The following is a 14,967-nucleotide window of genomic DNA, read 5'->3' on the forward strand; positions in this document are numbered from 1 at the left end:
CGAGCGCCTCGTGCGCGCCGCGGTGAGCACCGCAAGCCAACTCCAGTGAATTGAGGCAGGTTGATGGAACACGGACATCCACCGGGCGACACCGACATCGCGATCATCGGCATGGCCGGTCGATTCCCCGGCGCGACCGACATCGGGACGTTCTGGCGCAACATCAGTACCGGCGTCGAGTCGTTCACGCGCTTCTCCGACGAGGAGCTGATCGCCGCGGGCGTCGACCCGGACACGTTCCAGAAGCCGAACTACGTCAGGTCGCGGCCGATCCTGGAGGACATCCGCGGGTTCGACGCCGGGTTCTTCGGCTACAACCCGCGCGAGGCCACGCTCGCCGACCCGCAGCAGCGCATCTTCCTGGAGTGCGTGTGGGAGGCCCTGGAGACCGCCGGCTACGCGGCCCCCCAGGGCCGGGGCAGCGTGGGCGTGTTCGCCGGGATGAACATCAGCGGCTACCTGCTGACCCGGCTCATGGCGTTCCAGATGGGCATCGACACCTCCGCCCTGATGATCGGCAACGACAAGGACTCGCTGGCCACCAACGTCTCCTTCCGGCTCGACCTGAACGGGCCCAGCCTGTCGGTGCAGACGTTCTGCTCCACGTCGCTGGTCGCGGTGCACCTGGCGAGCGAGAGCCTGCGCCGGGGCGAGTGCGACATGGCCCTGGCCGGCGGCGTGTCGGTGCGCATCCCCGACCGGATCGGCTACCTGTGGGAGGAGGGCGGCCAGGAGTCGCCCGACGGGCACGTGCGCACCTTCGACGCCGAGGGCCGGGGCAGCATGTTCGGCGACGGCGCCGCCGTGGTCACGCTCAAGCGCCTGTCGGACGCGGTCGCCGACCGCGACACCGTGTTCGCCGTCATCCGCGCCTCGGCGATCAACAACGACGGCGCGATGAAGTTCAGCTACCTGGCGCCCAGCATCGACGGGCAGCGCCGCTGCGTGTCGTCGGCCCTCGCCCGCGCGGGCGTCGATCCCGCCGACGTCTCCTACGTCGAGGCGCACGGCACCGCCACCGAGGTCGGCGACCCGATGGAGGTGGCCGCGCTGACCCGCGCCTTCGGGGCGACCGAGCGCAAGCAGTACTGCCTGCTCGGCTCGATCAAGCCGAACGTCGGTCACCTCGACCGGGCCTCCGGCGTCACCGGGCTGATCAAGGTGGTGCAGTCGCTGCGCCACGAGCTGATCCCGGGCACGCTGCACTACCGCTCCCCCAACCCGGAGATCGACTTCGAGACGAGCCCGTTCCGCGTCACCGCCGAGCCGACGCCGTGGCCGCGTACCGGTGACCGGCCCCGCATCGCGGGCATCAGCTCCCTGGGCATGGGCGGCACGAACGCGCACGCGATCGTCACCGAGGCCCCGCTGCCCGCCGAGCGCCCGGCCCGCTCGCGACGCTGGCAGATCCTGCCCGTGTCGGCGCGCTCGGCGGCGGCCGCCGAGCGCTCCTGCGCGCGGCTCGCCGAGCACCTGGAGGGCACCTCCGAGGACCTGGGGGACGTGGCCTACACGCTGCAGGCCGGGCGCAAGGTGTTCAACCACCGCAAGGTCGTCGTGGCCGACGCGACCGGCCGGGCCGCCGCCCTGCTCGCCGACCCGGCGGGACCGCTGGGCCGCAACGACGCCACCGTGGGACGCCAGGTCGGCTTCCTGCTCGCCGGGGTCGGCGAGCAGTACCCGGGCATGGTGGCCGCGCTCTACGCCGAGGACCCGGGCTTCCGGGCGGACGTCGACGAGTGCCTGACCGTTCTCGGGCTCACCGAGCCCGGGCAGCTCTCCGACGTGTTCACGCCCGCCGCCGACAGCGCCTCGAACGGCGCCGGCGACGCGGGCGACCTGGCCAGGCTGCTGGGCCGGGCCGGCGGCGGGGGTGCCCCGCTCTCCGCGACCGAGGCCCACCTGGTGCAGCCCGCCGTCTTCGTCGCCGAGTACGCGCTGGCGCGCCGCCTCATGCGGTGGGGCCTGCGCCCCGAGGTCATGATCGGCTACAGCCTGGGCGAGTACGTCGCGGCCTGCCTGGCGGGCGTGCTGTCGCTGCCCGACGCGCTGCGGCTGGTCGCCTACCGGGCCAAGCTCATCACCTCCCAGCCCGAGGGCGCGATGCTCGCCGTCTCGGCCAACGAGCGGCGCCTGACCGCGGTGCTCGGCGAGGAGGGCACCCGCGACCTGGACGTGGCCGTCCGCGCGGGCGCCCAGGTGGTGCTCGCCGGGCCGGAGGCCGCCGTCGAGGCGGCGGCGGCCCGGCTGCTGGAGGCCAGGATCGGCCACCGGCGGCTGGAGACCACGCACGCCTTCCACTCGCGGATGCTCGCGCCCGTCGCGGGCGAGCTGACCGCGTGGATCACCGACAACGTCACCCTGAACCCGCCGTCCCTGCCGTACCTGAGCAACGTGACCGGCGCGCTCGCCACCGCCGAGCTCGTCACCGACCCCGGGTACTGGGCGCGGCACATGTGCGAGACCGTCGAGTTCGGCGCCGGCCTCGACCACGTGCTCGGCATCCCCGAGCTGGCCCTCGCCGAGATCGGCCCCGGCCAGTCGCTGGGCGCCCTGACCCGCGGCCACCAGGCCTGCGAGCGCGGGCGCTGGCCGCTCATCGTGACGACGCTGCCCGCCGCCGGGGACACGCAGGACGCGGGCGCCGCGCTGGCGACGGCCGTGGCCAAGCTCTGGCTGACCGGCGTGCCGGTGGACTGGGACGCGCTGCACGACGACGGCGACGGCTGGAGGCCCGGCCGCGTCCCGCTGCCCTCCTACCCGTTCGAGCACCAGGAGTACTGGCTGGAGATCGACGAGTCCGCGCTGGGCGGCGGCGGCACTCCCGCGTTCGACGAGAGCGATCCCAAGAGCATCGCCAAGGCCTACCCCCGGCTGCCCGACACCCGCTGGATCCACGCGCCGCTCTGGCGCGAGACCACCCCGCGGGCGCCGCTGCCGCAGGAGGCGGACCGCTGGCTGGTCTACACCGACACCGGCCTCGCCGACGAGCTCGCCGCGCCGCTGCTGGCGCACCTGGAGGCCACCGGCCGCCAGGCGGTGCTGGTACGGCCGGGTGAGGCGTTCTCCAGCGACGCCGACGGCATGCGGGTACGGCCGGGATCGCCCGAGGACGCCGGCGCGGTGCTGCGCGAGCTGACCGGCCGCGACTGGGTGCCCGAGCGGATCGTGCACCTGTGGAACGCCGCGGGCGACGAGCCCATGGACGAGTCCCTGCGGCGCGGCCTGCACACGCTGGTCGCGTTCGCCCGCGCCTGCGGCGACCTGGGACTGCACGGCTGGACCCTCGACATCGTCACCGGCGGCGCCCACCGCGTGCACCCGGGCGACCGTGTGAACGCCGCCGCCGGCACCCTGGTGGGCCCCACCCGGCTCATCCCCGTCGAGTACCCCAGGACGCGTACCCGGCTGATCGACCTCGGTCCCGGGACCGGGACGGGAGCGGGGGCCGGGGCGCTGCTGGCCGAGCTGCGCGCCGAGCCCGCCGACCAGGTCGTCGCGCTGCGCGGCGGCCGGCGCTGGATCCCCGACTACGAGACGCTCGACGCGGGCGTCATCGAGCAGGCCCCGCCCGCGGCGCAGGTCCGCGAGGGCGGCGTCTACCTGGTGACCGGCGGTCTCGGCGGCATCGGGCTGGCGATGGCCGAGAGGCTGGCCGAACGGTACCGGGCGCGGCTGGTCCTGCTCGGCCGCACGCCGGTCCCGCCCCGCGAGGAGTGGGCGTCGATCCTGGCCGGCGGGAACGCCGCCGGCGAGGTCCTGCGGCGCCTGGAGGGACTGCGCCGCCTGGAGGCGGCCGGCTCCGGCGTGATCACCGTCGCCGGGGACGTCTCCAGCGTCGAGGACGTGCGCCGCGCCGTGGACGCCGCGGTCGAGACCTTCGGCGAGCTCAACGGCGTGCTGCACTGCGCGGGCGTGCCGGCGGTGGGCCTGATGCAGTTCAAGACCGTCGCCGACATGGACCGCGTGCTGGCGCCGAAGGTGGCCGGCACGCTGGCGCTGGCCGAGGTGCTGCGCGAGGTGCCCGTCGACTTCCTGGCCCTGTTCTCCTCCACGACGTCGGCGACGGGCGGCGGCGCGGGACAGGTCGACTACTGCGCGGCCAACGCCTTCCTCGACTCGTTCGCGCTCAGCGACCCGCTGCCCGGCGTGACCGTCACCTCGATCGACTGGTGCGAGTGGACGTGGAACGGCTGGACCGACGGGCTCGACAACTACGACGAGGGCTCCCGGCAGTACTTCGAGTGGTACCGGGAGAACTTCGGCCTCACCTTCGACCAGGGCTGGGAGACGCTGCTGCGGGTGCTGGCCAGCGGCGAGCCGCACGTGGTGGCCTCCACCCAGGACTTCGCGCCGATGGTGGCGATGAGCCGCCGCTCGTCCATCGAGAGCCACCAGGCGGTGGTGAAGAAGATCCGCGACGCGTTCGGCCGGCATCCCAGGCCCGACCTGTCGACCGCCTACGTCGAGCCGCAGTCGCCCACCGAGGAGACCATCGCCGGGGTGTGGACCGAGGCGCTCGGCCTGGAACAGGTCGGCGTGCACGACAACTTCTTCGAACTCGGCGGCAACTCGCTGCTCGGCATGGAGATCATCGCCGAGGTCAGGAAGGCGCTGGAGCTGTCCTACCTGCCGCCGCACATCCTCTACCAGGCCCCGACGATCGCCTCGCTGGCCGAGGCCGCCACGGCCGACCAGGAGTCCGGCGGGCAGCCCGCCGAGGCCAAGGAGCAGCAGCGGTCCAGGATCGCGCAGCGGCGCAACATGCTCAGGAGCGGAAGGACGTCATGACCGGAACCGACTACGAGTCCGCGGTCGCGCTGATCGGCATGTCCGGGCGCTTCCCGGGCGCCACCGGTGTCGCCGAGCTGTGGGACAACCTGCTGGCGGGCGTCAAGGGCCTGCGCACGATGACCGAGGACGAGCTGCGCGAGGCCGGGGTGAACCCCGGCACTCTGGCCGACCCCCGCTACGTCCGCGTCAGCGGCCCGCTGGAGGGCATCGACAGGTTCGACGCCGGCGTGTTCGGCATCAACCCGCGCGAGGCCGAGATGATGGACCCGCAGCACCGGCTGTTCCTGGAGTGCTCGTGGGAGGCGCTGGAGAGCGCCGGCTACTGCCCCACGGACGTGCCGGGACAGGTCGCCGTGTTCGGCGGCTGCGGCTTCCCCGACTACATCGTGCAGAACATCCAGCACCTCACCTCCCAGCCGGGGGGCGCCATGCTGATGGCCATCGGCAACGAGCGCGACTCCCTGGCCTCGCTGGTCTCCTACAAGCTGGGGCTGCGCGGGCCCTCGGTGTCGGTGCAGACGTTCTGCTCGACCTCGCTGGTCTCGGTCCACCTGGCCTGCCAGAGCCTGCTGACCTACGAGTGCGACATGGCCGTGGCCGGCGGCGCCTTCACCCCGCTCCCCCAGGGGTCGGGCTACCTGTACGAGCAGGGCGGCATCATGTCGCCCGACGGCCGGGTGCGCAGCTTCGACGCCGAGGCCGGCGGCACGGTGATGGGCAGCGGCGCCGGGGTGGTGGCGCTCAAGCGCATGTCCGACGCGATCGCCGACGGGGACGTCATCCACGCGGTCATCCTGGGCTCGGCGTCCAACAACGACGGCCGCCTGCGCGCCGGCTACACGGCGCCGGGCGTGGACGGCCAGGCCGAGGTGATCGAGTCGGCGCTGGGCGTGGCCGGGGTCAAGCCCGAGACCGTCGGCTACGTCGAGTGCCACGCGACCGGCACCATGCTGGGCGACTCGATCGAGCTGGCGGCCATGAGCCGGGTGTTCACGCAGGCCACGGAGACGCCGTGCGTGCTGGGGTCGGTCAAGCCGAGTCTCGGCCACCTCGACCGCGCCTCCGGCGTCACCGGGCTGATGCGCGCCGCGCTCGTCCTCAAGCACGAGCTGCTGCCGGGCACGCCCGGCTACGAGACGCCCAACCCGGCGCTGGCGACGGCGCGCGACCGGTTCACCGTGCTGAACGAGCACCGGCCGTGGACGGCGGGCCCGCACCCCCGGCGGGCCGGGGTGAGCTCCTTCGGGCTCGGCGGAACCAACGCGCACGTGGTGATGGAGCAGGCGCCGGTCCGGCCGGCGCGGCCCGCCCGGCCCGGCCCGCACCTGCTGGTGTTCTCCGCGGCCGACGAGCAGGCCCTGACCGACCTGACCGGGCGGCTGCGCCGTCACCTGGGCGAGGAGCGCTCCGCCGACCTGGCGGACGTGGCGTTCACCCTTCAGGTGTCGCGGGGTGCCTTCGCGCTGCGCCGCGCGGTCGTCTGTACCGACCGCGACGACGCGGTGGCCGCGCTGGCCGACCCGTCGCGCTGGATCGGCGGCAAGACCCAGCGGCGCAACCCGCGGCTGCGGCTGGCCGTACCGGCGGACGTCGCGTCCTCGGACGCCGGTGGGACCGCCGGCGGGACCGGCACGGTGCCGGACTCCTGGTGGGCGGAGCTGCACGCGGCCGTCAACGCGGTGCTGCGCCCCGGCGCGGCACCGGCCGGGGCGGCACCGGGCACGGCAGGCCGCAAGGAGGCGCTGGCCGCGCTGTCCGACGGCCTGACCGGGCTCGGCGTCCACCTGGTGGGCGACGACGACACGCAGGCCGAGGAGGTGGCGATCGCCCCCGAGGAGGGCGCCGACGCCGCCACGTGGCTGCTGTCGACGCTGGCGCGGCTCTGGCTGGCGGGCAGCGTCCTGGACTGGGCGAAGCTGCACGGCGGCGCCGGGCACCGCGTGGAACTGCCGACCTACCCGTTCCAGCGGCGCAGGTTCTGGGTCGATCCCCCCGCCGACACCGCGCGCCCGCAGGCCGTCGAGGGCAAGAACTTCGACCGGTCGCAGTGGACGCACCTGCCGTCCTGGAAGCAGCACCCGCTGCCCGTCGCCGACCTCGACGAGCGGCTGCGCGAGGCCGGCCCCTGGCTGGTGCTCACCGCCGACGAGCGCGGCGAGGCACTGGTCGCGCGCCTGGAGCGGGCCGGCGCCGAGGTGACGCCGGTACGCGACGGCGACCGGTTCGCGCAGCACGACGACGGCTCCTTCACGATCCGCTCGGGCAAGGCGGGCGACATCGCCGAGCTGCTCTACTCGCTGGTGGTGAGCCCCCGCGCGATCGTGCACGGTCTCAGCCTCGCCTCCGCCGAGGCCGAGCCGGGCGGCGACCCGCTGGCGCACTTCGCCGCGGAGCAGAACCGCGGCTTCTACTCGGCGCTGGAGCTGGCCCGCGAGCTGGTCGACAACACCGGCTCGGCGCCCCGGGCCGAACTGGTCCTGCTCACCTCCCAGGCGGTGAACGTCGCCGGGGCCGAGCTGCGCCACCCCGAGCACTCCACGCTGGCGGCGCTCGCCCCCAGCTTCCAGCAGGAGAACCCGCGGCTGCGCTGCCGCCACGTCGACCTCGACACCGCCGCACCCGAAGGCGCCGGCGGCGCCGGCCTGGAGGCGCTGGCGGAGGCGGTGCTGGCCGCGTCGGTCTGCGCGCACGAGGGCCCGACGGCCGTCCGCGCGGGCGAGACGTGGCTGCGCCACTACGAGCCCTACCCGATCGCCGACCTCACCCCCGAGCAGCGGCCGTTCCGCGACGGCGACACGGTCCTCATCACCGGCGGGCTCGGCGACGTCGGTCTGGTCCTGGCGCGCCACCTGGCCGACACCTACGGCTGCCGCCTGGTGCTGACCGGCCGCTCCCCCCTCCCGCCCCGGCAGGAGTGGGACGCCCACCTGGCGGACGTGCCGCCCGGCGGCGAGCGGACCGCCCGGCACATCCGCAACATCCGCGACCTGGAGGGCCGTGGCGCCACCGTGCTCGCCCTGTCGGCCGACGTGGCCGACGAGGAGGCGATGGCCGCCGTCGTGGCGGAGGCGGTCGCCCGGTTCGGCGGCATCGACGCGGTGGTGCACGGCGCGGGCGTGCAGGACGGCGCGTACTTCAACTTCGCCCACCTGATGGACCGCCAGCAGTGCGACGCCCACCTGGCCGCCAAGGTCGGCGGCTTCCACGTCCTGCAGAAGGTCCTCGGGGACCACTGCCCGGACCGGCGCGTCACGCTGTCGTCCATCGCGGCCGTGCTCGGCGGCATGACGCTGGGTCCGTACGCGGCCGCCAACGCCGCCCTGGACGCCTACGTCCGCGTCGCGCGCACCCGGGGCGCCGGGCGGTGGGTCACGGTGGACTGGGACACCTGGAACATCGACCCCGACCGGGTCGCCGGTCACAGCGGCGCCGTCGTCGACTTCGCGATGACCCCTGCCGAGGGCGTGGACGTCCTGGAGCGGGCGCTGTCGGCCGCCGACCGCGCCGGTCACCTCGTCATCTCGACGGGCTCGCTGGACGCCCGGATCGCGCAGTGGGTCACCGGCGACATCCACGAGACCGGCGACGACGACGACGACCGGGAGCGGCACCCCCGTCCCGAGCTGAACAACGCCTACGTGGAGCCGCGCGAGGGCACCGAGGCCACCCTGGCCTCGATCTGGTCGCGGGTTCTGGGCATCGAGCCGATCGGCGCCCTGGACAACTTCTTCGAGCTCGGCGGCCACTCGCTGCTCGCCATCGAGCTCACCACCCGGATCAGAAAGTCGCTGAACGCGTCGATCCCGGTGACCGGCCTGCTGGAGTGCCCGACGGTGCGCCAGCTCGCCGAGCTCCTCGACGTGCGCGACGACGAGGAGGGGTGAACCTCCGATGAAGCAGCCCGCGTACCTCAGGTCCGTGCAGGGGTTCGCCCGCCGCGAGCTGGCGGGCAAGGACTCCTACCTGGACTCGCTCGCCGACGCGCCGCTCCCCCTCTACGAGCGCTTCGCCGGCACCGGCCTGGCCAACTGGTGGCTGCCCAAGGAGATCGGCGGCCTCGGCCTCGGTCTCGAGGAGAGCGTGCGCATCGCCGCCGAGCTGGCCTACGCCGACGCCGGGGTGGCGTTCACCCTGTTCATCCCGGTGCTGACCACGAGCATGGTGACGTGGTACGGCAGCGAGGAGCTCAAGGAACGCCACCTGGGCGACCTCGTGGCCGGCAACGGCTTCTGCGCCACGCTGGGCAGCGAGCACGAGGCCGGCAGCGAGCTGGCCAGGATCACGACGACCGCGCGCGCCGAGGGCGACACGATCGTCCTCGACGGGCGCAAGGCGTTCTCCACCAACACCGACTTCGCCCGGTTCATGGTGGTGGTGGCGCGCGCCCAGGACGACCCGTCGGGGTACCTGGCCGTGCTGGTGCCGCGCGACACGCCGGGCGTCACCGTGGACAAGCGGTGGGACGTGATCGGGCTGCGCTCGTCGGCGACGTACCAGGTGTCGCTGTCGGGCGTGCGCGTCCCCGCGGGCAACGTGCTGCGCGGCAACGGATTGCGGCTGCTGGAGGTGGGGCTGAACGCCAGCCGCATCCTGATCGCCGCCACGGCGCTCGGCGTCGCCCGCCGCGTCCGGGACGTGTGCATGGAGTACGGCGCGTCCAAGACGGTGAAGGGCGCCCCGCTGACCGGCAACGCGGTGTTCGCCGGCCGGCTGGGCCAGTTCGAGATGGAGATCGACGTCATGGCCGGGCAGTGCCTGGCCGCGGCGCGCGCCTACGACGCGATCGCGGCCCGGCCGGACGCGGGCGAGGAGTTCCTGCGCGTCGGCACGCTCAAGCAGGCGCTGACGGCCAAGATGTTCTGCGGCCAGGCGGGGTGGCGGATCGCCTCGACGGCCTCGGAGATGTTCGGCGGGCTCGGCTACACCCACGAGTCCGTCATCGGCAAGCTGCTGCGCGACATGCGCTACGTCTCGATCGTGGAGGGCGGTGACGACGTGCTGCGCGAACTGGTGTTCAGCCGGTACGTGGTGCCGACCTCGAAGAGGTCGTGACGGGACCCTCGTGACAGGACGGCCGCCCCGGTGATCGTGACCGGGGCGGCCGTTTGCCGAGGAGGCCTGGCGTGAGGAGCGGTGACCGGAGCGCGTGAAAGGCGGCCGTCACGCCGGCGGCGTGACCAGGGCGGCGGTGTAGCCGGGGGCGACGTCCAGCCAGCGGACCCGGCACTCGGGGAAACGCGCGGAGCGCGACAGCACGGTGGCGTGCGTCGCGCTCCGTTCGCGTACCAGGACGTCGCTCATGCCGGCCAGGCCGGCGCCGGAGGCCTTGATGTAGGCCTCCTTGGCGGTCCACAGCCGGAAGAACCCCTCCGGCCCGGCGTCCGGCAGCCGGTCCACCTCCTCCGGCTGGTAGAAGCGCCGGGCCATCTCCAGGTGGTCGAAGCCGCCGCGGACCCGCTCGACGTCCACGCCCACGCGGGCACCCGGCGGCGCGACCGCCACCAGGGCCCAGGAGTCGGAGTGCGAGAGGTTGAAGTCGGGCACCGGCCGCCCGTCCGGGGGCAGCAGGCACGGGCGGCCCGAGTCGTCGCGGCCGAAGCCGAGCCGCCCGGCGGGCACGCCGCACGCCCCGGCCAGCACCGTGCGCAGGGCGGCGTGCGCCACCACGTACCGGCGCCGTTCGGCCGGGTCGGCGAGGGCCAGCGCCCGCTCGCGCTCGGCGCCGGACAGCAGGCGCCACCCGCGGGGGGCGCCCGCCCCGTCCAGCCTCACCCGCCACACCCGCACGCCCCCGGCGTACACGGCGCGGCGGGTGTCGCCGGGGTGCGCAGGGTAGGGCCGTACGGGGGTCACCCGCCCCCCGTACGGCGTCCTCCGGCTCCTCACACCCACGGCGCGAGCGCCTGGGCGACCAGCCGGTGGGTCCGCTCCGCCTGCTCGAACACGGCGAAGTGCCCGCCGTCGAACGGGTGCAGCGCGAACACGGACGCGGTCTGGTCGCGCCAGCGCGCCACCTTCGCCGACGCGACGCGCGGGTCCGAGTCGCTCGGGAGCGCGGAGATCGGCACGTCCAGCGGCGCCTCCTGCTCGTAGCGGTAGGTCTCCTTGACGATGAAGTCGGCCTGCACGGCCGGCAGGATCATCTGCAGCGCCTCCGGGTCGGCCAGCAGCCACTCGGGGGTGCCGCCGAGCCGCCGCAGCAGCGCGGCCACCTCCGCCCGCGTCATCCCCGACACCGGCGGGCCGGGCTCGTCGGTGACGTGCGGGGCGTCAGCGCCGGAGACGAACAGGTGCACCGGCTCGGGACCGCCGCGACGCCGGATCTCCCGGACCAGCTCGAACGCCACCAGCGCGCCCAGGCTGTGCCCGTACAGGGCGTAGCGGCGGCCGGCCGCGGACTCCTCGACGTCGGCGAGCACCACGTCGGCCAGGTCCGGGACCAGCTCGGTCATGTGCAGGTAGGGCGGTTCCCTGTGCCGGCCCTCCCTGCCCGGCGGCTGCACCGGCTGGACGGCGACGCCCGGCAGCTTGCGCTGCCACATGCGGAACGCCGAGGCGGCGCCACCGGCGTGCGGCAGGCAGTACAGCGGCAGCGCCCCCGGCTCGGCGCCGGTCAGGGTCCGGAACGGAAGCCAGCGGAAGAGGACGTCCTCGTCGGTCAGGTCATGGACGGTCATGGTCGGTCCCTCATTCGGTGATCTCAAGCTTCACGTACGCCGGCGGCGGCTGCACGGCGCCCAGGTCGGCCTCCAGGACCACGTGGGCGCCGTCCCTGCTCACCTCCCTGAACCCGGCGAAGGCGTAGGTGATCTGCATCATGCGGTTGCGGCCGGTCTCCACGAAGTCGGCCCGCACGGCGGCGCCCGCCTCGTCGGCCAGCCGCATGATGTGGTTGAGCAGCACCATCCCCACACCGCGCGACATCACCCGGCACGACATCAGCATCATGCGCAGCCGCCAGGCGTCCTCGCCCTTCTCCACCAGCGCCAGCCCGATCTTGCCGTAGCTGCCGAACACGTCGGTGAGGGAGGCGACGAAGAGCAGGTGGTCGGGCGACTCGCGCAGCGCGTCGAGCTCGTCGTAGGAGTAGGTGCGGCCGGTGGAGTTGAGCTGGTTGGTGCGGACCGTGAGCTCCTCGGCCCGCTGCAGGTCCTCCCTTCTGGCGGGTGAGATGGTGAACGTCATGTCGAGGCCGGCCAGGAACTCCTCGTTGGTGCCGACGAACTCCTGCTCCAGCTCCTCCCTGGCGAGCTGCCCCTGGTACATGGCGCGCCGCTGCGCCGACTCGTCGGTGACGAACCGGGGATGGAAGTCGGGCCTGGCGAGGGCCTCCTCCACCTCCAGGACGTCGACGCAGGTCACCTCGGGGACCTGGTGGGCCACCTCGGCCCGCTCGAACTCCTGGTCGTCGACGAAGGCGAAGGCGTTCAGGCCGAGGTTGAGCGCCTTGGCGAGGGTCCTGATCGAGTCGGACTTGGCGTTCCAGCTGATCTGCGGGTGCAGGAACATGTCGTCGAGGCCGAACTCGCGCAGCTTCTCCATGGCCGCGTCGCGGTCGTTCTTGCTGGCGACGGAGTGCAGCACGCCCTTGCGGTCGAGCTCGTGGATCAGCTTGACGACGACGGGCCGCAGGGTGACCTCGCCGTCCTCCAGCAGCACCCCGTCCCACAGCGTGTTGTCCAGGTCCCACACGATGCACTTGATGCGGCCCTGGACGGGCTTGGCCGGGAGGGCGCCGGCCCGCTCGGTGGTCACGGTCATCTGGTCGTCTCCCGTTCTGCCTGGCCCGCGATGGTGATCCGCTGGACCTCGTTGCTGCCTTCGATGATCTCCATCACCTTGGCGTCGCGGTAGAAGCGCGCCACCGGGGAGCCGGGGGCGCAGCCGTTCGCGCCGTGGATCTGGACGGCCTCGGAGGCGTGCCGCGCCGCGGCGGTGGAGGCGAAGTACTTCGCCACCCAGGTGGCCATGAGCGTGGCCGACTCCCCGGCGTCCTTGAGCCGTCCGGCCTGCTCGATCAGCAGCCGGGCCGCCCGCGCGTCGGTCACCATGTCGGAGAGCTTGGCCTGGATCAGCGGCAGGTCCGCCAGCGGCCGGCCGCCGACCTCCCGTTTGGCGGCGTAGGCGGAGGAGGCCTCCAGGCACGCCTGGAGGATGCCCAGCGACCCGGCCGCCACGCTGTAGCGGCCCAGGTCGAGGGTGCCGGTCAGGACCATCCCGGCGGTGAAGCCGCTCGGCCCGAGCAGCGCGTCGGGGCCGAGGACCACGTCGGTGAAGGAGATCTCCGCCAGCATGGAGGCGCGGGTGCCGAGCATGTCGTCGATCGGCCGCACCTCCACCCCGGGGGTGTCCCTGGGCACGAGGAACGCGCCGATGCTGGCGGCGGTGCGGGCGAAGACGAGGAACACGTCGGCCCGCTGGCCGCCGGTCGTCCACGTCTTCACCCCGTTGATCACCCAGCCGCCGCCCGTCTGGGCGGCGGTGGTGGAGATGCCGGCGGCGTCGCTGCCCGCGCCGGGCTCCGACAGGCAGAACGCGCCGAGCGCGTCCCCCCGCCCGAGGGCCGGCGTCCACCGCTCGCGCTGCTCGGCGGTGCCCCAGCGCTGCACGGTCCACGACAGCATGGTGTGCACGGTGAGCAGGCTGCGCAGCGACGAGCAGCCGCGCCCCACCTCCTCGTGGACCTGGCCGAGGGTGACCATGTCCATCCCGGCGCCGCCCGACTCCGGCGGCAGGAACGGGGCCCACAGGCCGGCCTCGGCGACCCGCCGCAGCAGGTCCTCGGGGACGTGGCCGATCCTGTCGTAGTCGTCCGCGTACGGCACGACGTGGGTGTCGACGAACGCGCGGGCCGAGCTCCGGTCGACGACGGGCGCGACGGGCACCGCGGGCGCCGCGGGCGCGGTGTCCAGGACGAGGGGGGCGGTGCCCGCCACGGCGCCCGCGGCCGTGGCGGGCGCCGTGCTGGTGAACGTCACGCGACGACCAGGTCGGTCGACAGGCGCGACACCAGCTTCGACATGGAGTCGGCGGTGCGGAAGTTGTCGATGCGCAGCTCCTCGTTGGGGATGGTGACCTCGAACGTCTTCTCGACGAACATCACCAGCTCCATGGCGAACAGCGAGTTGACGAAGCCGAGCGCGAAGATGTCCTGCGACTCGTCGATCTCCGCCTGCGGGTACCTGCCGCGGATGAACTCGAGGATCTGGCCCTTGACGGTGGTGGACATGCGGTGACTCCTTCGGTTCTGCGTTATGGAGGTGCGGGGGTGTGCGGTTCTGGATCTCTGGGGGGTTGCGGAGGTCAGTGCTGGGTCTCGTAGGTGTAGAAGCCGCGGCCGGACTTGCGTCCGTGCAGCCCGGCGTCGGTCATCTGCTTCAGCAGCGGGCAGGGGCGGTACTTGCTGTCGGCGTAGTGCTCGTAGAGCACCTCGACGCTGTAGAGGATGGTGTCGACGCCGATGAGGTCGGCGGTCTCCAGCGGGCCCATCGGGTGGCCGAAGCAGCTGCGGAAGACCTCGTCCACCGACTCGGCGGTGGCCACGCCCTCGTGCACCAGGTAGGCGGCCTCGTTGACGGTCAGCATCAGCACCCGGTTGGAGACGAACCCGCACGCGTCCTTGACGTCGATGGCCTTCTTGCCCATGGCGGACAGCAGGTCGCGGGTGCGCTGGACGGTGTCGGGCGAGGTGTGGAAGCCGGGGATCAGCTCCACGGCGGGCTTGGCGGGCACCGGGTTCATGAAGTGCACGCCGATCACCTTGTCGGGCCGCCCGGTGACGGCCGCGACCTTGGTGATGGGGATGGCCGAGGTGTTGACGACGAAGACGGTGTCGGGACCGCACTCGGCGTCGAGCGTCTCGTACACCTCCCGCTTGACGTCCCAGTTCTCCGTCACGTTCTCGATGACGAGGTCGGCCTTGGCCGCGTTGGCGACGCCGACCGCGGTGGTGATCCTCGACAGCACCTCCCCCGGGTCCAGGGCCGGCCCTCCCATGAGGCGGCTCAGCCGGGTGTTGCGGCCGATGGTGTTCAGCGCCTCCTGCAGGACGCGCTCGTCCTTGTCGACCAGGACCACGTCGTGGCCCGTCTGGGCGAGGTTCTGGGCGACTCCGACGCCCATAACACCGGCGCCGATCACACCGATCACGCTCATGTGCGCTCCGTTCCGATC

Annotated in this window: 9 protein-coding genes; 3 read left to right on the top strand and 6 right to left on the bottom strand. The window is 73.4% G+C overall.

Going from position 1 to position 14,967, the window contains the following annotated elements:
• The first annotated feature begins 63 nt into the window (after positions 1-63).
• From ACLQ2R_RS33230 to ACLQ2R_RS33240, 3 genes are read left to right on the top strand one after another with little or no spacing between them, the layout of a single operon-like run.
• Complete coding sequence (locus tag ACLQ2R_RS33230; protein WP_425965355.1) at positions 64-4,791, top strand: SDR family NAD(P)-dependent oxidoreductase; 4,728 nt, start codon at positions 64-66, stop codon at positions 4,789-4,791.
• Positions 4,788-8,678 (top strand): SDR family NAD(P)-dependent oxidoreductase, encoded by a 3,891-nt coding sequence (locus ACLQ2R_RS33235; protein WP_425965357.1) that lies wholly within the window; start codon positions 4,788-4,790, stop codon positions 8,676-8,678. Before ACLQ2R_RS33230 ends, ACLQ2R_RS33235 begins: the two co-directional genes overlap by 4 nt.
• A 7-nt stretch (positions 8,679-8,685) precedes the next feature.
• Complete coding sequence (locus ACLQ2R_RS33240) at positions 8,686-9,846, top strand: acyl-CoA dehydrogenase family protein (RefSeq protein ID WP_425965359.1); 1,161 nt, start codon at positions 8,686-8,688, stop codon at positions 9,844-9,846.
• Positions 9,847-9,954: 108 nt separating this feature from the next.
• Here ACLQ2R_RS33240 and ACLQ2R_RS33245 read toward each other — a convergent pair whose 3' ends face one another.
• The 6 genes from ACLQ2R_RS33245 to ACLQ2R_RS33270 form a co-directional block, all read right to left on the bottom strand.
• Positions 9,955-10,647, bottom strand: coding sequence for a 4'-phosphopantetheinyl transferase family protein (locus tag ACLQ2R_RS33245; protein ID WP_425965361.1), 693 nt, complete (start codon positions 10,645-10,647; stop codon positions 9,955-9,957).
• A 29-nt stretch (positions 10,648-10,676) separates the two neighbouring features.
• Positions 10,677-11,471 carry a thioesterase II family protein gene (locus ACLQ2R_RS33250; RefSeq protein ID WP_425965363.1) on the bottom strand — a complete coding sequence of 265 codons (795 nt, stop codon included), beginning with the start codon at positions 11,469-11,471 and terminating at the stop codon, positions 10,677-10,679.
• A gap of 10 nt (positions 11,472-11,481) precedes the next feature.
• Positions 11,482-12,555 (bottom strand): HAD-IIIC family phosphatase, encoded by a 1,074-nt coding sequence (locus ACLQ2R_RS33255; protein WP_425965365.1) that lies wholly within the window; start codon positions 12,553-12,555, stop codon positions 11,482-11,484.
• On the bottom strand, positions 12,552-13,772 hold the full coding sequence (locus ACLQ2R_RS33260; RefSeq protein ID WP_425965367.1) for an acyl-CoA dehydrogenase family protein: 1,221 nt from the start codon (positions 13,770-13,772) through the stop codon (positions 12,552-12,554). Before ACLQ2R_RS33260 ends, ACLQ2R_RS33255 begins: the two co-directional genes overlap by 4 nt.
• Positions 13,769-14,023, bottom strand: a complete 255-nt coding sequence (locus ACLQ2R_RS33265) for an acyl carrier protein (RefSeq protein ID WP_386245033.1) — start codon at positions 14,021-14,023, stop codon at positions 13,769-13,771. The genes ACLQ2R_RS33260 and ACLQ2R_RS33265 overlap by 4 nt, the downstream gene beginning before the upstream one ends.
• Before the next feature lie 74 nt (positions 14,024-14,097).
• On the bottom strand, positions 14,098-14,949 hold the full coding sequence (locus tag ACLQ2R_RS33270) for a 3-hydroxyacyl-CoA dehydrogenase family protein (RefSeq protein WP_425965369.1): 852 nt from the start codon (positions 14,947-14,949) through the stop codon (positions 14,098-14,100).
• Positions 14,950-14,967: the final 18 nt, after the last annotated feature.

This window comes from Streptosporangium sp. DT93 (genome assembly GCF_049844535.1).
GTDB lineage: Bacteria > Actinomycetota > Actinomycetes > Streptosporangiales > Streptosporangiaceae > Streptosporangium.

Bases quoted from the DNA above. Each gene is read 5' to 3' on its own strand.
- ACLQ2R_RS33250 (WP_425965363.1), bottom strand. From the start codon at position 11,471: ATGACCGTCCATGACCTGACCGACGAGGACGTCCTCTTCCGCTGGCTT.
- ACLQ2R_RS33235 (WP_425965357.1), top strand. From the start codon at position 4,788: ATGACCGGAACCGACTACGAGTCCGCGGTCGCGCTGATCGGCATGTCC.
- ACLQ2R_RS33240 (WP_425965359.1), top strand. From the start codon at position 8,686: ATGAAGCAGCCCGCGTACCTCAGGTCCGTGCAGGGGTTCGCCCGCCGC.
- ACLQ2R_RS33270 (WP_425965369.1), bottom strand. From the start codon at position 14,949: ATGAGCGTGATCGGTGTGATCGGCGCCGGTGTTATGGGCGTCGGAGTC.
- ACLQ2R_RS33255 (WP_425965365.1), bottom strand. From the start codon at position 12,555: ATGACCGTGACCACCGAGCGGGCCGGCGCCCTCCCGGCCAAGCCCGTC.
- ACLQ2R_RS33265 (WP_386245033.1), bottom strand. From the start codon at position 14,023: ATGTCCACCACCGTCAAGGGCCAGATCCTCGAGTTCATCCGCGGCAGG.
- ACLQ2R_RS33230 (WP_425965355.1), top strand. From the start codon at position 64: ATGGAACACGGACATCCACCGGGCGACACCGACATCGCGATCATCGGC.